Origin of the sequence: Nocardioides sp. YR527 (assembly GCF_900101045.1) — a bacterium.
Lineage (GTDB): Bacteria > Actinomycetota > Actinomycetes > Propionibacteriales > Nocardioidaceae > Nocardioides.
Map to the genome: position 1 here is coordinate 532,334 of NZ_FNFN01000001.1, position 16,095 is coordinate 548,428.

Here is a 16,095-nt window from a genome sequence, read left to right on the forward strand (position 1 = left end):
CCAGATGCCATCCGACAACTCTCTCGACGTCAAGCTCTCCCTGGCCAGACTGGGGCGGGTCAACACCGTCCTCGCGGCGATGGTGGTGGTCCTGGTCGTGCTCGCGGCCGCCGTCTTCATCGGGGGCGCCCGGGTGCTTCCCTGGACGACGCCCGCCGAGGCTGCCTCCGCCGACTACGACGAGGTGAAGGCGGTCGCCGAGGAGGGCGTGATCGCCTTCCTCGACGTCGACTACCGCGACATGGACCCACGGATCCAGGCGGTCAAGGAGATCTCGACCGGCACCTTCGGCAAGGAGTACACCGCCATCGCCGAGCAGATCCGGCAGGCCGCGATCCCCGCCCAGACCGTCTCCAAGGGCAAGGTCAAGCAGGTCGGCATCCGCGCGATCGGGTCGAAGAAGGCGGTCGTGCTGGTCGCCGTGGACTCGGTCGTCACCAGCAGCCAGACCGCTGAGCTGAAGAAGAGTGACACCTGCCCCTACGACGGCGCGCGCTGCTCGAAGTACCGGTTCAAGGTGTCGCTGGACAAGACGAAGGACGGATGGCGCATGTCCGACCTGGCAGGAGTCAACTGATGACAGGCGTACGAGCGAACGGATCGGTCTCCACCGGCCAGAAGGAGTGCCCCTTCTGCGCGGAGACGATCAAGGCCGCCGCGATCAAGTGCCGTTACTGCGGCTCCGACCTGCTGCCTCCGGCCGAGGAGCAGGGCGAGGACGTACGTGACGAGGTGGCTGCTCCGGAGGCCGCTGAGGCCGAGGAAGAGTCTCAAGCTGAGGATGAGGGTGAGGCTGAGGACGAGGCCGAGGACGAGGCTGAGGACGAAGCGCGTGCCGGGATCGCCGAGCGGTGGCTGGGCGACGGCAGCCGGGTGCTGACGGCCGTTCTCGGCGTACTCGTCCTGGTGGCCGGCGGCCTGCTCTGGCTGGCCGTCGACCTGGCCTCGAACGACGACGTCGCACCGAGCGGTGAGCTGACCGCGGCCGGGTCCCGGGCGGCGATCATGGAGCACTCGATCGGGCTGACCCAGACGGTGATGTCCTACCAGGCCGCCAGCGCGGAGAAGGACATCGCGGCGGCGAAGAAGCTGATGACGCCGGCGATGCAGAAGGACTACGAGAAGACGCTGCCCGGCGAGGACAAGCGCAAGGAGCAGGCCGATCTCGGCATCAAGGTCGCAGCCGAGGTGGCGCCGCTCTCCGAGGAGGGCGCGAAGGCCGCCGAGGAGGGCAAGGCCTGCGTCGACGAGGACTGCGCCGCCTCCATCATCTCGGCGACCGAGGACTCTGCGAAGGTGCTTCTCTTCGTCAACCAGAGCGCGACCGCGCCCAAGACGAAGAACACCGTGGTCAGCCCGACCTGGGAGGTGCTGACGCTGGTCAAGGACGACGGCGGCTGGCTGATCTCCGAGATGACGGCCGCCTCCTAGTCCGCGACCCAGGTCTCATGATGAGGTTGTTCCGAGGGACACTCCTGTCCCTGCTATGGTAGAACGTGTTCTAGTTTCACTGCTCGAGGAGGGCACATGGCCGGCTCCCGCCAGTCCGTACAGCTGACCGAGGCCGAGATCGAGGACTTCCTCGGCTCGCAGATGAAGGTGCAGGTCGCGACCGTCGGTGCCGACGGCGCTCCGCACCTGACGACGCTGTTCTACGTGCTCGACGAGGGCAAGATCGCCTTCTGGACCTACGGGTCCTCCCAGAAGGTCCACAACCTGCGGCGCGACCCGCGGGTCACCTGCCTGGTGGAGGACGGCGTGGACTACTTCGAGCTGCGTGGGGTGAGCATCACCGGGCGGGCCAGGCTCGTCGAGGACTACGACGAGATCAAGGGCATCGGGTCGCGGGTGATGACCCGGATGGCTGGTGGTGCCGACCTGGGTGAGCTCGGCGAGGACCTGGTCTCGAAGCAGGCGCACAAGCGCGTCGGCATCGTCATCGAGCCCGACAAGGTCGCCAGCTGGGACCACCGCAAGCTGGGCGCGCTGCCCGGCCAGGGCTGACCAGGACGACGAGGAACAAGGAGGCCGACATGGCAAAGGTGATCGCGGACTACGACCTGTGCGAGTCCCATGGGATGTGCGAGTCGTTCGCTCCCGACGTGTTCGAGATCGATGACGACGACTACCTGCAGATCGAGGACCCGACGGTGACCGACGAGAACCGCGTCCGCGTCGAGCAGGCCGTGGCCGGCTGCCCCAAGGCGGCCCTGAGGATCGAGGAGTAGCACCACGTGAGCATTGATCTGGATGGCAAGCGGGCGATCGTCACGGGCGCCGGAGCGGGTCTCGGGCGTGCCGAGGCCGTCGCCCTGGCCCGGGCGGGCGCCCGGGTGGTGCTCAACGACCTGCCCGGCGCGGCGGAGGAGGCGGCCGAGGAGATCCGCGGCTTCGGTGGCGAGGTGGTGATCGCGGCCGGCGACGTGGGCGAGCGTGCCACCGCCGACGCGATGCTCGCTGCGGCCCTCGACGGCTTCGGCGGACTCGACATCGTGGTCAACAACGCGGGCATCACCCGCGACAAGATGCTCTTCAACATGTCCGACGAGGAGTTCGATCTCGTCGTACGCATCCACCTCCGTGGCCACTTCCTGCTGACCCGCAACGCCTCGGCGCACTGGCGCTCGGTGGCGAAGTCGACGGGCGCACCGGTGGACGCCGCGGTGGTGAACACGTCCTCGGAGGCGTTCTTGGCCGGGCCTCCGGGACAAGCCAACTACGGCGCCGCGAAGGCCGGGATCACCGCGCTGACGATGTCGACGGCGCGCTCGATGGCTCGTTCGGGCGTACGTGCCAACGCGATCTGCCCGCGCGCCGCGACCGCGATGACCGAGGGTGTGCTCACGGGCGACTCCTACGGTGCCGAGCACGTCGCACCGCTGGTCACCTACCTCGCCTCGCCGGCGGCCGCCGGGATCACCGGGCAGGTCTTCGTCGTCTACGGCGGGATGATCGCCGTTCTCGCGCCACCCACGGTGGCCGAGCGCTTCGACAACGCGGCCTGGGACATGGACTCGCTCGACAAGCAGGTCGGCGGCTGGTTCGCCGACCGCGACCCCGCGGCCGGTTTCTCGGCCGACTCGATCATGCAGCTGAAGCTCAAGGAGAACTGAGAATGGCACGTCTCGAGGGGAAGATCGCGATCGTCACCGGTGGCGCGCAGGGACAGGGAGCCGCCATCGCGCGCGCCTTCGTGGCCGAGGGCGCGAAGGTGGTCATCGCCGACGTGGCCGACGAGCCCGGCAAGCTGCTCGCCGACTCCCTGGGGGAGTCCGCGCTCTTCGTCCACCACGACGTCAGCTCGGAGGACTCCTGGACCTCGCTCGTGGCACAGACCGCCGAGACGTACGGCCCGGTCAACGTCCTCGCCAACAACGCCGGCATCCTGCGCTTCGGCGAGATCCTGACCCAGCCGGTCGAGGAGTTCGAGCTGCTGTGGCGGGTCAACACCCTCGGCTGCTTCCTCGGGATGCGCTCGGTGATCTCGACCATGAAGGAGAACGGCGGCGGCTCGATCATCAACGCCTCCTCGATCGAGGGTCTGGCGGGGATGGCGTTCGTGGCCGGCTACACCTCCACCAAGTTCGCCATCCGTGGCATGACCAAGGCCGCCGCCCTCGAGCTCGGCCCCAGCGGCATCCGGGTCAATTCGGTCCACCCCGGCATGATCGACACCCCCATGACCCGCGGCGTCGGCGCTGACGATGCCGCCATGGAGTTCGGCGCCTCCAAGGTCGCCCTCAAGCGCGTCGGCCACCCCGAGGACATCGCACCGCTGTACGTCTACCTCGCCTCCGACGAGTCCGGCTTCGTCACCGGCGCCGAGATCGCCATCGACGGCGGCGCCACCGCCACCCACGCCTACGGCGGCTGACCCACCACACCCGAGACGTCACGTACGTCGTCCGAGACGTCACGTACGTCGTCCGAGACGTCACGTACGTCGTCCGAGACGTCATCGTGGTGCCAACTCGGCCGACGCGAGTGACGCTTCGGCCCGGTTGAGAAGGACCGACTAGGGTCACCAGAACTGCCTATTCGGCCGAGACGTCACGTACGTCGGTCGAGATGGCACCACCGTGCCGACTCGGCCGACGGGAGTGACTTCTCGGCGGGGCGTTATTCGCCGTCACGCGGTGTTGGTCTGCGGCATACTGCGGCGGGAAGGTTTCTGTCAGCGGGGACGAACCGAAGGCCATCTGAACATGTCTCGAGGACGCAGTGCGTTCGCCACTGTCGCGGTACTCAGCGTCTTCGCGTTCCTCTACAGCTTCGTGCTGGCGATCCCGGTCTACGTCAGCGACATCACCGCGCTCTGGAGTGCCCGTGGGCACGCCTGGTTCGGTGAGGTGCTCGCGCGCCTGACCGATGGATTCTCCTTCCTGTGGGGATCGGCGGTGACGAACGAGGGCTTCTCGCCCGCACCGGTCTCCGGCTGGCCGACGTTGGTGTTCATCGTGATGCTGGTCGCGCTGGTCTACGCGGGCCTGCGGACAGGATCGGACAGTCCTGTTGCGGTCGGCGGGCGGGTGCTGTGTGCGAGCGTTCTGGCCGGCGGCTTGACGAATCTCTTCGTCGCCGTGCAGACCGTTCTCGCGACTGGTGGCGGCCTGGGGTCGTTGCCGTGGGTCATCCGGGCGGTGACCGACGACGGGGTCTGGCTGGGTCTGGTCGTCGGCGTGTTCGGAGGCTATGCGGCGTCCGTGGTGGCGGTCTTCCTCGCACTTGCGACCATCGCCCTGCGAGGCGACAGGGAAACGATTGGCCCCGCCGATGCCCAGGCGATCAGGTGGCGGTGGGCGGCGCAGGTGGGGACCTGGGGGACGCTGCCGCTGCTCGTGGTGGCGCTCGTCGGTGGGTTCGTCTGGGACTACAGCCCGGACGCGGACCCGTACGGAACAGACATCAGCCCACGGCAGGCCTGGGTGCGCCTGGTCTGGTTCGCCCATGCCAGCCTGACGGCCCCGCACAACCCGCACTCGCTCAGTGGGAGCTTCGACACCTCGGTCTGGCTGCCACGTACGTTGACCTCGGCCGCTCTGGTGGTGCTGGTGTGGCTGGCCGTCCTCCTGGTGGTGGCACGCTGGCCACGAGCGGGCGCACCGGGCGTGCTCGGCATCGTCCTGCAGTGCTGGGGTGTGGTGGTAGTGCTCGCCGCGGTCGTCGGCCTGTGCGAAGGGGCGCTCGTACCGCCGGAGGAGTTCGCCGGGTCTGCGACCCACTGGGCGCTGGAGACCGTCGCCGCCGGGGTGCGGTTCGGGGTCTTCTTCGGCTGGATCTCTGGCGTCGCGGTCGCGCTCGCTTACCGACTCTCGAGAGGAGCGCAGACCGATGTCGAAGCAGTCGAATCAGTCGAAGAAGAGGTCTGATGAGGTCGACGTGGCCCCGAGGGACGGGCAGGGCCGACTGGCCTCGCTGGTGAGACGGCCGGCGACCTGGGTCGTAGGCGTGATCCTGGTGGCGCTGGGTGCCACCTTCAGTTCGGGCCTGCAGAGCCTGTTCGCCGGCCTTCTGCCCGACGGCTGGAGTGAGCCCGGCAGCGGCATCAAGGTTGTGGACGTGGATCGGAAGCCGCTGAGTGGTCCGGTGTTGATCCCGAGTGTGGCGTCGGCGAAGTTTAGGAACTTCAGCGAAGCGGCCGCCGCGATCAACGATCCGGATTGGGAGGCCGAGCACGAGTGGTATGCCGCGGGCCGCATCACCTGGGAGGTCACCCTCGTCGGTCGGCACAGTGACCCGGTCGTGATCACCGACCTCCGCCCGGAGCGGACCGGGCCGTGCACGAAGCGCATCGAGGACGGTGTCCTCGTCGACGACACCCCGCAGGGTGAGGGTCAGAAGATCGAGCTGAAGACGGCGATCGACGACGCCGTTCCTCAGCTGATCTCGGTCGCCGACGGGTCGGCATACTTCGACGGCGGGACGGTCACGCTCGCCAAGGGCGAGACGGTGGTCATCTCGATCGCGGCGACCAGTGCCGGGCCCACCTGCGAGTGGGTGCTGGAGGCCGACTATGTCGACCACGGCGAGCGAGAGTCCATGACGATCAAGGCCCCCGGCGATCGTCCCTTTGCGATCACGGGCCACCGCGACGATCGGGCCTACAGTCTCATCTGGAGTCTCAGCTGCCTGGGTCGCGCGCAGACACCCGAGGACGCGTCGGTGACCGACACGCCCCCGGGCTGCTGACAGGTCGAGACGTCACGTACGTCGTTCGAGACGTCAGCCGGGCGACGTCTCGAACGACCGGAGTGACGCCTCGGCGGGTCAGCGGAGCAGGAGGCGTACGGCGACGTCGATCGACTTCTCGACGTCCTCGGCGTCCATGCGGCCGGTGACCCAGGAGATGAGGGCGGAGAGCCATACGTCGGAGATGATCCGGATGATGGCCGCCTCCTCCTCGGTGACCTCTCCGTGGTCGGGGGTGCCGTGCATGGCGCGGGCGATGACGGTGGTAAGGCTGGTGCCGACCTCGTGGATCTCGCCGGTCACCGACTGGTCGGCGAACATGAAGGCGCGGACCAGGGCCTCGGTGAGCTTGGGCTGCTTCTGCAGGGCACGGGTGCGGCGGTTGAGGACGTACATGATCCGCTCGTGGGCGGTGTCGCCCGGCGTCGCGCGGATGGCGGAGCGGTCGACGTCCTTGGTGAACTCACGCGCCAGCGCGGAGACCAGCAGGTGGATCTTCGAGGGGAAGTAGCGGTAGAGGGTGCCGAGCGCGACCTCGGCCTTCTCGGCGACCGCGCGCATCTGCACGGCGTCGAAGCCACCCTCGGCGGCGAGCGTGATCGTGGCGTCGAGGATGCGCCGGCGGCGCTCTCGCTGGGCCGCGGAACCGCCGGTGGGTGCGGTGGCCGGACTCGGGCCGTCGGTGTCTCGTGGCTCCGTGCTGACGGACGTCACTGGTTGTCCCCCCTAGGACTATGACCGGATCTCGATCTGTGGATCTCAGGCTAACCGCATCGGCGCCCGAGAGTGAAACACGTTCCTACGTGAGTCTAGACTTGTAACACGTTCTACATCAGTCTCTATTCCAGAGGCCGCGGAAATAGTAGGAGGTTCCTGTGCCGATCGGCATCACCGACGAACACCAAGCCCTCAGTGAAAGCTTGTGCGATTGGGCCAAAGGGCTGGGCGGCATCGCGCTCGCCCGCGCCGCCGAAGGCGTCGCTTCTGCGGGTTTCGACGAGGTGTGGCGAGGTGTCGAGGAGTACGGCGTCGCCGGCATCGCGGCGCCCGAGCCGAACGGTGGCGGTGGGATCCTGCTGGACGCGGCCGTTGCGCTCGAGGCGTGCGCCCACGAGCTGCTCCCGGGTCCGCTGCTCGGCAGCACGGTCGCCGCCTTTCATGCCGGCGCGGCTGGGCTCGACGACGTGGTCGGTGCTGTCACCGCCGGTGGCTGCGGGATCGCGCTCGACCCGGTCCTGGAGCTCGGCGAGCGCCTCCGAGGAACCGTTCCCGTCGTCTACGACGGTGGCGGGGCCGCCCGGCTACTGCTCGGTGCCCGCGGCGCCGACGGTGTGGAGCATTGGTTCTTTCTGGCGGCCGAGCAGGTGGACGTACGTCCTCAGGTGGGCCCCGATCTGACCAGGCGGGTCGCCGAGGTGCGGGTCGACGTCGATGCCGGCGAGGCGGTCGAGGTCCCGGGCCTGAGGGGCGAGGCGGTGCGGCGTACGGCGCTCACCCTCGCTGCCGCCGAGGCCGCCGGGATCGCGCGGTGGTGCCTGACGACGGCCGTGGAGTACGCCAAGGTGCGCGAGCAGTTCGGCGCGCCGATCGGGTCGTTCCAGGCGATCAAGCACCTGTGCGCCCAGATGCTGGAGACGGCCGAGGCGGTGGCCGCGACCGCCTGGGACGCGGCCGCCTCGGCCGACGACGCCGATGCCGATCAGTGGGCCTTCGCAGCCGAGGTCGCGGGTGTCACGGCGATCGACGGCGCAGTCAGGGCTGCCCAGGACTGCATCCAGGTCCTCGGCGGCATCGGCTTCACCTTCGAGCACGACGCCCACCTCTACCTGCGCCGCGCGGTCGCCCTGCGCAGCCTCCTCGGTGGCGGCGACGCCCATGCAGTCGCGCTGGCAGGGCAGGCCGTTGCCGGGACCCGCCGCGCGGTCCGCGTCGACCTCGACGGCAAGGACGATGCGGTCCGTCCCCGGGTGCGTGAGACCGTCGCCACGATCGCGGCGCTTCCCGAGGCGGAGCGCCGCGACGCGCTCGTGGACGCCGCATTTCTCGCACCGCACTGGCCCGCTCCGTACGGCCTCGGCGCCGGTCCTGTCGAACAGCTCGTGATCGACGAGGAGCTCGCCGCGGCCGGGGTGTCCCGTCCCGACATCAAGATCGCGGGCTGGGCCGTGCCGACCATCCTCGAGTACGGCACCGACGCCCAGCGTGAGCGGTTCGTCGACGCCTCGCTGCGCGGCCGGATCGTCTGGTGCCAGCTCTTCAGCGAGCCCGGCGCCGGCTCCGACCTGGCCTCCCTGGCGACCCGCGCCGAGCGCGTCGAAGGCGGCTGGCGGCTGACCGGCCAGAAGGTGTGGACCTCCCTCGCGGCCGACGCCGACTGGGCGATCTGCCTGGCACGTACGAACCCCGACGTCCCCAAGCACAAGGGCATCACCTACTTCCTGGTGGACATGCGCAGCGAGGGGATCGACGTCCGCCCGCTGCGCGAGCTGACCGGCGACGCGCTCTTCAACGAGGTCTTCCTCGACGGCGTCCTCGTGCCCGACGAGCTCGTCGTCGGTGATGTCGACGGCGGTTGGCGCCTGGCCCGCACGACGCTGGCCAACGAACGGGTCGCGATGGCCTCGACCAATCTCGGCGGCAGCGTCGAGCGCGCGGTCGAGCTCGCCGCCGGTCGCGGCGAGGCCGACCTCGCCCGGGTCGGGCATGCCGTCGCGCTCTCCACGGTCTGCTCGCTGCTCGGCGTCCGCTCCACGCTCAAGGCGCTCGCCGGGCGCGGACCCGGCGCGGAGTCCTCGGTCGCCAAGCTTTTGACCGTACGCAACCGCCAGGACGCCTCCGAGCTCGTCGTCGACCTCCTCGGTCCGCTGGCGCTCACCGACGACCCGCAGGTCCGCGAGGATCTTCACCAGTCCCAGCTCACCCGCTGCCTCTCCATCGCCGGCGGCACCACCCAAGTGCTCCGCAACGTGGCCGCCGAGCAGATCCTCGGACTGCCACGCTAGAGCCGCACGAGTCGACGTGTTCGACTGACGATCGCCGCTAGGCTTCCTCGGGAGTCGGACCTTTCCAAGGAGGCGGCGCTTGTCGGCCAAGACGTTGCGTGTGACGGGCAAGGCGCGCCGTGGCTGTCCCAGCATCCAGGCGGCGCTCGAAGAGGCCTCTCGGTCGCTCAGGGATGTCAGGGTCCTGATCGAGCCCGGGACGTACGACGAGCAGCTGATCGTGCGCGGGAACGTCTCGCTGGTCGCCAGGGAGCCCGGCTCGGTGACGATCCGCTCGGCTGCCGGGCAGGTGCTCGACTGCGACGGGACGATCAGCCTCTCGGGCCTACGGTTCGTGGCCGAGGTGGGGGAGGCGGTCGTCTGCCGGGGTGGTTCGCTCGAGGTCCGGCAGATCGATGTCGAGACGCGCGGCCGGATCACTCTCTGGGCAGCCCCGGGCACGAGGGTCGAGGCGAGCGGCTCCACCTTCCGAGGTGGGCGGGTGCTCTTCGCCGGGGCTACGGGAGTCGTCGAGAGCTGCGAGCTCCTCGACAGTCCTGACAACGCCCTCGCCGTGATCGAAGGGGCTCGGGTGGAGGTTCGTGACTCCCGTATCGAGCGGCCGCGCTTCAGCGCGGTGCGGGTGGAGGCAGGCTCGTCCGTGACGATCGCGTCCGGCCGTTTCACCTCGTGTCACGACACCATGGTCGCGGTCATCGGCGAGGCGGCGCGGGCCGAGATCTCCGGCACCACCATCGAAGACACGGGCACGGCGATCGGGTTCGCCGAGCGTGCTTCCGGAACCGTGCGCGACGTGACGGTGCGTCGGGCACGGCATGCCTTCTCCTCCAGGTCGGGGGCGAACCCGACCGTGAGCGGCTGCTCCTTCCTGGAGTGTGTGGAGACCGGCATCAACATCTCCGAGCGTGGCGCCGGGTCCTTCCGGGACTGCCTCATCCAGGACGCGGAGGCGATCGGTGTCTTCGTCAAAGGTGATGGAGCCGAGGTCGGGCAGTGGGGTGCGGTCGATGTCAGCGGCTGCACGATCGAGCGGTCCGCGGTGGGGGTCGTCGTCGAGGGCGCCGAAGCCCGGTTCCGCGACATCCGGCTGAACCGGCTTCGCTTCGCCGGGGTCAGGCTTCTCGCCGGCACGGCCGCGACCTTCGACGAGCTGAGCCTCACCGACACGCCGGTCGGCCTCGACGCCCGCGGGAGGTCAACCGGGACCTTCACCAGGGCGAAGGTCATCGGGTGCAGCGCGCTCGCGCTCTCGGCCGTGGACGAGGCCCGGATCATGGTCTCGCAGAGCGTCATCGCGGAGGCCGGCGGTGGTGTCGGTGTCCAGGGCACGGCGAGCCTGGTGATGAAGCGCTCCGAGCTGAGGGACATGGAGTCGTTCGGTCTGATCGCGATGGGAACCGGCACGCTGGTGGTCGAGGACAGCGACCTGCTGCGGCCCGGTGGCATCGGTGTCATCGGGATCCATGACGCCTTCGTCGACGTCAGGGACACGACGGTGACGGACGCGGCAGACATCGGGTTCCGGGTCCTCGACAAGTGCGGCGGTCAGATCCAGGGGTGCACCGTGACCGCAGCCTCAGGGCTCGCGGTGACCAAGAACGACTACGTACGCGTCATCGGGCTCACCTCCGCGCTTCGGACGATCACGACCAGCACGGTGAGCGCGAAGGACGCGGTCGTCGCGCACGTCACGAACATCTACAACACGCCGATGTTCTTCAAGGAGGTCACCGGCCAGGTCGCCATAGGCAACGGGTCCGTCGAGCAGGTCCAGGAGCGAGGAGAGGTCGATGAGCGGCAGTGATGACAGGGAGAACATCTACAACGAGCCGATGTTCTTCGGAGACTTCAACGGGCAGATGTCGATGGGCAATCGGGAGAGCGTCCAGTATCAGGTCAACCCGGCGAGCGAGCCGGACATCGCCACGGTCGTCGCCGAGGTGCTGAAGAAGCTCGGCACTCTCGGGCTCCCCGAGGACGACCTGAAGGACGCGGTCGTCGAAGGCAAGGCGGTCCTGGCCGAGGTGGCCAAGGAGGAGCCCGACCGCACGGTCGTACGCCGAGGCATCAACTATCTCAAGGGCGCGGTGGCGGGGATCGCGGCCGGTGTGGCCACCGGCGCGAACCAGGGCGCCGCCGAGATCGGCCAGCAGATCGTCCGCGACCTGGGCAGCCTGATCATCTGAGTTCTGAGCCGGTGCTCGCGCACCGAAGTAGAACACGTTACAGTTTCGGCATGGGAGACGAGACGCTCGATGCCGTACGCAGCGTGGTGGCCGAGGTCCTTGCCCGCGAGTCCGACCGGGGTGACTGGTCGGCCTGGGCGAGTGCCGGCCTGACCGCACTGCCAGTGCCGGACGCCCAGGGTGGCGAGGGGTTCGGCCTGACCGAGATCGCTGTGCTGCTGCGCGAAGCCGGGCGCCACGCGGTGCGGGTGCCGGTCTGGGAGACGCTCGCGGTCGGCGCGCTGACGCTCGCCGGTCACGGGACGCCGGAGCAGCAGGACGCGATCCTGTCCGGCGTGGCGAGCGGCGAGACGCTGCTGACCCCGGCGTGGCTCGAGCCGGGACGCCCAGAGACGCCATCGGCGACCTACCGCGACGGCGCGGTCAGTGGTCGCAAGACCGGAGTGACGTACGCCGCCGAGAGCACGCGCCTCCTGGTCACCGCGACCTCCGCCGACACCGGTGCACCGGTCGTGGCGCTCGTCGACCCGAACGGACCCGGCGTCACGCTGGTCCCGGCGAGCACCTCGGGCGAGGTGCCGCAGCACACCGTCGTGCTCGAGGACGCCCCGGCCGAGGTGCTGGGTGAGGGAGCCTTCGAGGCCCTGACCGCTCTCGCGACCGCCGGGCTGGCGGTGAGCGCCGCGGGCGTGCTCGCCGGCGCGCGGGATCTCACCGCCGCCTACGTGAAGAACCGGCAGCAGTTCGGCCGAGCGCTGGCGGAGTTCCAGGCGGTCGCGCTGCAGATGGCAGACGTCTATGTCACCTCCCGCACGCTCGACCTCGCCGCCGACAACGCGGTCGCCACCGTCGCGGATCAGCGAGCCGCGACGGTCGACCTGTCGGTCGCCGCCTACTGGGCCAGCCAGGTCGCGCCGTACGCCTTCCGCACCTGTCACCATCTCCACGGCGGCATGGGTGTGGACGTGACCTACCCACTGCTCGGGTTCACGACCTGGGGCACCGATATCGCCCACCTGCTGAACACCCCGGCCGAGGCTGTCCCGGTCGAGACCGAGGGGACCAAGAACCTCGAGCTGACCGAGGCGCAGCGATCCCTGAAGACCGAGGTCAGAGCCTATTTCGCGAGCCTGGCCCACGAAGAGCCGGCCGATCCGGGTCCGGAGGGCTCCTGGGACCGGCACGGCCCGACGTACCAGAAGCTCATCAAGCAGCTCGGCGACGACGGCTGGATGGGCGTCGGCTGGCCGAAGGAGTACGGCGGCCACGGCCTCGGCGAGGTCGAGCAGACCATCTTCGCCAACGAGGCGCAATACGCCGACGTTCACCTGCCCTCGGTGACCCTGCAGACGGTCGGTCCGACGCTGATCCGCTACGGCTCGACGAAGCAGAAGGACCTCTTCCTCAACCGGATCCTGGCCGGCGAGGTGCACTTCGCGATCGGCTACTCCGAGCCCGAGGCCGGCACGGACCTGGCGAGTCTCCGGACGACAGCCAGGAGGGACGGCGACCACTACGTCGTCAACGGCCAGAAGCTGTGGACCACCGGCGGGCACTCCGCCGACTACATCTGGCTCGCCTGTCGCACCGACCCGGACGCCCCCAAGCACAAGGGCATCTCGATCCTGATCGTCGACACGACCGACCCGGGCTTCTCCTGGACCCCGATCATCACCGCCGACGGCTCCCACCACGTCAACGCGACCTATTTCAACGACGTCCGCGTCCCGGCCGACATGCTGGTGGGGGAGGAGAACAAGGGCTGGAAGCTGATCACCACCCAGCTCAACCATGAGCGGGTCATGCTCGGCCCGGCCGGTCGCATCGAGGGTCTGCGCGACCGCGTCCTGCGCTGGGCGACCGCTCAGGGCGTCACCGACAGCCCGGACGTACGCACGCTGATCGGGAAGACCACCGCGGTCTTCCGCATCAACGAGCTGCTCAACTGGGAGGTCGCGCGGGCGGCCGAGAGCGGCGAGATCGAGGTCGCCGACGCCTCCTCCTCGAAGGTCTTCGCCGCCGACCAGGTCCAGCACCTGCTCGCCGACCTGATCGCACTGGTTCACCGGCACGGCGATCCCGGTGATCCGGACACGAGGAGCCTGCTCGACTATCTCGACGCCCAGGCGAAGCGGAACCTTGTGCTCACCTTCGGTGGCGGCGTCCAGGAGGTCCAGCGCGAGCTGATCGCGATGTTCGGTCTCGAGATGCCGAGGGTGCCCCGATGAACGCGGAGAAGCAGACGTTGGTGGACGACGCGATCCACGAGAAGATCATGGCCGCCGCCGAGGAGGTCAAGGCGTGGGGCGAGGCCGCCGAGCGCGAGGCCCGCGACCTGGTCAACCAGCCCACGATCAACAACTGGCTCGAGGCGATGGGCCTGGAGTCCGACCGGTTCCACCAGGGCGAGGCGCCGCCGTCGATGGCGCAGGTGTGGACGATGTACGGCCAGGGTGGGCGCCATCCCGACCGCGACCCGCTGCACGCGATGATGAACGTCCTCACCGACGCCGGCTTCAACGGCGTCCTCGGCACCAACTCCGAGCAGAGCTACGACCGCTACCTCCGCGTCGGTGAGCAGGTCCGGGTCACCACGGCCCTCGACTCGGTCGTCGGCCCGAAGCAGACCGGGATGGGTGTGGGCTACTTCGTCACCTCCCGGAGCACCTGGTACGTGGGTGAGGAGCGGGTCGCGACCATGCTGTTCCGCGTCCTCAAGTTCATCCCCAAGGTGACGGCATGAGCGGCCCCGTGCGCCCGGTGATCGGGCTCGACAACGCGTACTTCTTCGAGGGCACCGCCAAGCAGGAGTTGCGAATCCAGAGCTGCAACGCCTGTGGAACGCTGCGGCACCCGCCGGGCCCCGCGTGCCTGGCCTGTGACGCCTACGACCGCGGCCATGTCGTCGCGAGCGGCGAGGGGACGGTCTACTCGTTCACCGTCGTCCATGCCCCGAAGCTGCCCGGCAAGGAGCTCCCGCTGGTGGTCGCGCTGCTGGACCTGCCCGAAGGCGTACGCCTCGTGGCGGAGGTGACCGGCGTGCCGCCCGAGGGCGAGGACGCCCTGAAGATCGACGAACGGCTCGTCGTCGACTGGAACGTGATCGACGAGGAGCTCACGCTCCCGATCTGGAGGAGGCCATGACCATGCGCACCGGAGAGAAGCTCCCCGCCTGGGAGCTGCCGATCACCCCGACGCTGGTGGTCTCGACCGCGCTGGCGACCCGGGACTTCCAGGACGTGCACCACGACCGAGACCGGGCCCAAGCGGCCGGCTCGAAGGACATCTTCATGAACATCCTGACCTCGACGGCGTTGTGCGAGCGTTACGTCACCGACTGGGCGGGCACTGATGTTCAGATCAAGGGCATCTCGATCCGGCTGGGCGCCCCGGCCTACCCCTACGACACGCTCTCGTTCTCCGGCGAGGTCACCGAGGTGGCCGACGGCGTCGCCACCATCCAGGTCACCGGATCGGTCTCCCTCGGTGCGCACGTGACCGGCACCGTGAAGGTTGCCGCATGACGACCCTCAGTAACAGCGCCGCGATCGTCGGTATCGGCGCGACCGAGTTCTCCAAGGAGTCGGGGCGCTCCGAGCTCCAGCTCAGCGTCGAGGCGACCAGGGCAGCACTGAAGGACGCCGGGCTCACCCCTGCAGACGTCGACGGGCTGACCACGTTCACCATGGACACCAGCTCCGAGATCGCCCTCGCGCGCGAGCTCGGCCTCGGTGACCTGCGGTTCTTCTCGCGGATCAACTACGGCGGCGGCGCGGCCTGTGCGACGGTCCAGCAGGCCGCGATGGCGGTCGCCACCGGGGTCGCGGACGTCGTGGTCGCCTACCGCGGCTTCAACGAGCGTTCGGGCCAGCGGTTCGGTCAGGTGCAGCCCTGGGCGGCCCAGCAGGTCAACACCAACGGCATCGACAACTCCTGGACCTACCCGCTCGGACTCTCGACGCCAGCGGCGACGGTCGCCATGCAGGCGCGCCGCTACATGCACGACTACGGCGTGACCAGCGCGGACTTCGGTGCCGTGGCCGTCGCCGACCGTCGCCACGCCGCGACCAACCCCGCCGCGTTCTTCTACCAGAAGCCGATCACGCTCGAGGACCACCAGGCCTCCCGGATGATCGCCGACCCGCTGCACCTGCTCGACTGCTGCCAGGAGTCCGACGGTGCCGTCGCGATCGTCGTCACCAGCCCCGAGCGGGCCCGCGACCTGCCCAACCCGCCGGTCAGCATCGCCGCGGCCGCCCAGGGCAGCGCCACCGACCAGTACGTGATGACCTCCTACTACCGCGACGAGATCGGCATCCCGGAGATGGGCGTGGTCGCCAAGGATCTCTGGCGCCAGTCCGGCCTCACCCCGGCCGACATCGACACCGCTGTCCTCTACGACCACTTCACCCCCTACGTACTCATGCAGCTCGAGGAGCTCGGCTTCTGTGGCAGGGGAGAGGCCAAGGACTTCGTACGCGACGGGGCCATCGAGCTCGGTGGGCGACTGCCGATCAACACCCACGGTGGCCAGCTCGGCGAGGCCTACCTGCACGGAATGAACGGCATCGCCGAGGGCGTACGTCAGGTGCGCGGCACCTCGGTGAACCAGGTCGCGGGCGCCGCGCGCGTGCTCGTCACCGCGGGCACCGGCGTACCCACGAGTGGATTGGTCCTGACCTCCTCCTGATCTCGCGCTGAAAGTTTGCGCAAACCCT

17 protein-coding genes are annotated in these 16,095 nt (G+C 69.1%); 16 read left to right on the plus strand and 1 reads right to left on the minus strand.

Annotated elements, in window-relative coordinates; all coding sequences use genetic code 11:
* The first annotated feature begins 4 nt into the window (after positions 1-4).
* The 8 genes from BLT25_RS02550 (at position 5) to BLT25_RS02585 (ending at position 6,189) form a co-directional block, all read left to right on the plus strand.
* Complete coding sequence (locus BLT25_RS02550) at positions 5-577, plus strand: hypothetical protein (protein WP_091041535.1); 573 nt, start codon at positions 5-7, stop codon at positions 575-577.
* Positions 577-1,431 carry a hypothetical protein gene (locus tag BLT25_RS29685; RefSeq protein ID WP_176883550.1) on the plus strand — a complete coding sequence of 285 codons (855 nt, stop codon included), beginning with the start codon at positions 577-579 and terminating at the stop codon, positions 1,429-1,431. The genes BLT25_RS02550 and BLT25_RS29685 overlap by 1 nt, the downstream gene beginning before the upstream one ends.
* 96 nt (positions 1,432-1,527) lie before the next feature.
* Positions 1,528-2,004 (plus strand): pyridoxamine 5'-phosphate oxidase family protein, encoded by a 477-nt coding sequence (locus BLT25_RS02560; protein WP_091041536.1) that lies wholly within the window; start codon positions 1,528-1,530, stop codon positions 2,002-2,004.
* A 29-nt stretch (positions 2,005-2,033) separates the two neighbouring features.
* Entirely contained in the window at positions 2,034-2,228 is a 195-nt protein-coding gene (locus BLT25_RS02565) for a ferredoxin (RefSeq protein ID WP_091041539.1), read from the plus strand.
* Between the two features lie 6 nt (positions 2,229-2,234).
* Positions 2,235-3,113: an SDR family NAD(P)-dependent oxidoreductase gene (locus BLT25_RS02570; protein ID WP_218131212.1), complete on the plus strand. Its 879-nt coding sequence runs from the start codon at positions 2,235-2,237 to the stop codon at positions 3,111-3,113.
* A gap of 2 nt (positions 3,114-3,115) precedes the next feature.
* Entirely contained in the window at positions 3,116-3,874 is a 759-nt protein-coding gene (locus tag BLT25_RS02575; RefSeq protein WP_091041541.1) for a glucose 1-dehydrogenase, read from the plus strand.
* Between the two features lie 331 nt (positions 3,875-4,205).
* Positions 4,206-5,369: a hypothetical protein gene (locus BLT25_RS02580; protein WP_091041544.1), complete on the plus strand. Its 1,164-nt coding sequence runs from the start codon at positions 4,206-4,208 to the stop codon at positions 5,367-5,369.
* 10 nt (positions 5,370-5,379) lie between these two features.
* The gene (locus BLT25_RS02585) at positions 5,380-6,189 is read left to right on the plus strand and encodes a hypothetical protein (protein WP_091041546.1); all 810 of its coding nucleotides are present in this window, start codon (positions 5,380-5,382) and stop codon (positions 6,187-6,189) included.
* A gap of 78 nt (positions 6,190-6,267) precedes the next feature.
* Here the strand turns inward: BLT25_RS02585 and BLT25_RS02590 are convergent, their stop codons facing one another.
* On the minus strand, positions 6,268-6,903 hold the full coding sequence (locus BLT25_RS02590) for a TetR family transcriptional regulator (RefSeq protein WP_091041549.1): 636 nt from the start codon (positions 6,901-6,903) through the stop codon (positions 6,268-6,270).
* 206 nt (positions 6,904-7,109) lie between these two features.
* Here BLT25_RS02590 and BLT25_RS02595 point away from each other — a divergent pair, with 206 nt between their 5' ends.
* The 8 genes from BLT25_RS02595 (at position 7,110) to BLT25_RS02630 (ending at position 16,067) form a co-directional block, all read left to right on the plus strand.
* Positions 7,110-9,191, plus strand: a complete 2,082-nt coding sequence (locus BLT25_RS02595; protein WP_256328411.1) for an acyl-CoA dehydrogenase family protein — start codon at positions 7,110-7,112, stop codon at positions 9,189-9,191.
* 79 nt (positions 9,192-9,270) lie between these two features.
* The gene (locus BLT25_RS02600) at positions 9,271-10,995 is read left to right on the plus strand and encodes a right-handed parallel beta-helix repeat-containing protein (RefSeq protein WP_091041555.1); all 1,725 of its coding nucleotides are present in this window, start codon (positions 9,271-9,273) and stop codon (positions 10,993-10,995) included.
* Entirely contained in the window at positions 10,982-11,377 is a 396-nt protein-coding gene (locus tag BLT25_RS02605; RefSeq protein WP_091041557.1) for a hypothetical protein, read from the plus strand. Before BLT25_RS02600 ends, BLT25_RS02605 begins: the two co-directional genes overlap by 14 nt.
* Positions 11,378-11,427: 50 nt before the next feature.
* Positions 11,428-13,605 (plus strand): acyl-CoA dehydrogenase family protein, encoded by a 2,178-nt coding sequence (locus tag BLT25_RS02610; protein ID WP_091041560.1) that lies wholly within the window; start codon positions 11,428-11,430, stop codon positions 13,603-13,605.
* On the plus strand, positions 13,602-14,120 hold the full coding sequence (locus BLT25_RS02615; protein ID WP_091041561.1) for an FAS1-like dehydratase domain-containing protein: 519 nt from the start codon (positions 13,602-13,604) through the stop codon (positions 14,118-14,120). Before BLT25_RS02610 ends, BLT25_RS02615 begins: the two co-directional genes overlap by 4 nt.
* Entirely contained in the window at positions 14,117-14,521 is a 405-nt protein-coding gene (locus BLT25_RS02620) for a Zn-ribbon domain-containing OB-fold protein (RefSeq protein WP_256328412.1), read from the plus strand. Before BLT25_RS02615 ends, BLT25_RS02620 begins: the two co-directional genes overlap by 4 nt.
* A complete protein-coding gene (locus BLT25_RS02625) occupies positions 14,518-14,901 on the plus strand; it encodes a MaoC family dehydratase (RefSeq protein WP_091041564.1) in 384 nt (127 codons plus the stop codon). Before BLT25_RS02620 ends, BLT25_RS02625 begins: the two co-directional genes overlap by 4 nt.
* The gene (locus BLT25_RS02630; protein ID WP_091041565.1) at positions 14,898-16,067 is read left to right on the plus strand and encodes a lipid-transfer protein; all 1,170 of its coding nucleotides are present in this window, start codon (positions 14,898-14,900) and stop codon (positions 16,065-16,067) included. The genes BLT25_RS02625 and BLT25_RS02630 overlap by 4 nt, the downstream gene beginning before the upstream one ends.
* Positions 16,068-16,095: the final 28 nt, after the last annotated feature.

Excerpts from the sequence above, each read along its gene's own strand:
- BLT25_RS02550 (WP_091041535.1), top strand. The coding sequence starts at position 5 with ATGCCATCCGACAACTCTCTCGACGTCAAGCTCTCCCTGGCCAGACTG.
- BLT25_RS29685 (WP_176883550.1), top strand. The coding sequence starts at position 577 with ATGACAGGCGTACGAGCGAACGGATCGGTCTCCACCGGCCAGAAGGAG.
- BLT25_RS02560 (WP_091041536.1), top strand. The coding sequence starts at position 1,528 with ATGGCCGGCTCCCGCCAGTCCGTACAGCTGACCGAGGCCGAGATCGAG.
- BLT25_RS02565 (WP_091041539.1), top strand. The coding sequence starts at position 2,034 with ATGGCAAAGGTGATCGCGGACTACGACCTGTGCGAGTCCCATGGGATG.
- BLT25_RS02575 (WP_091041541.1), top strand. The coding sequence starts at position 3,116 with ATGGCACGTCTCGAGGGGAAGATCGCGATCGTCACCGGTGGCGCGCAG.
- BLT25_RS02580 (WP_091041544.1), top strand. The coding sequence starts at position 4,206 with ATGTCTCGAGGACGCAGTGCGTTCGCCACTGTCGCGGTACTCAGCGTC.
- BLT25_RS02605 (WP_091041557.1), top strand. The coding sequence starts at position 10,982 with ATGAGCGGCAGTGATGACAGGGAGAACATCTACAACGAGCCGATGTTC.
- BLT25_RS02610 (WP_091041560.1), top strand. The coding sequence starts at position 11,428 with ATGGGAGACGAGACGCTCGATGCCGTACGCAGCGTGGTGGCCGAGGTC.
- BLT25_RS02615 (WP_091041561.1), top strand. The coding sequence starts at position 13,602 with ATGAACGCGGAGAAGCAGACGTTGGTGGACGACGCGATCCACGAGAAG.
- BLT25_RS02620 (WP_256328412.1), top strand. The coding sequence starts at position 14,117 with ATGAGCGGCCCCGTGCGCCCGGTGATCGGGCTCGACAACGCGTACTTC.
- BLT25_RS02625 (WP_091041564.1), top strand. The coding sequence starts at position 14,518 with ATGACCATGCGCACCGGAGAGAAGCTCCCCGCCTGGGAGCTGCCGATC.
- BLT25_RS02630 (WP_091041565.1), top strand. The coding sequence starts at position 14,898 with ATGACGACCCTCAGTAACAGCGCCGCGATCGTCGGTATCGGCGCGACC.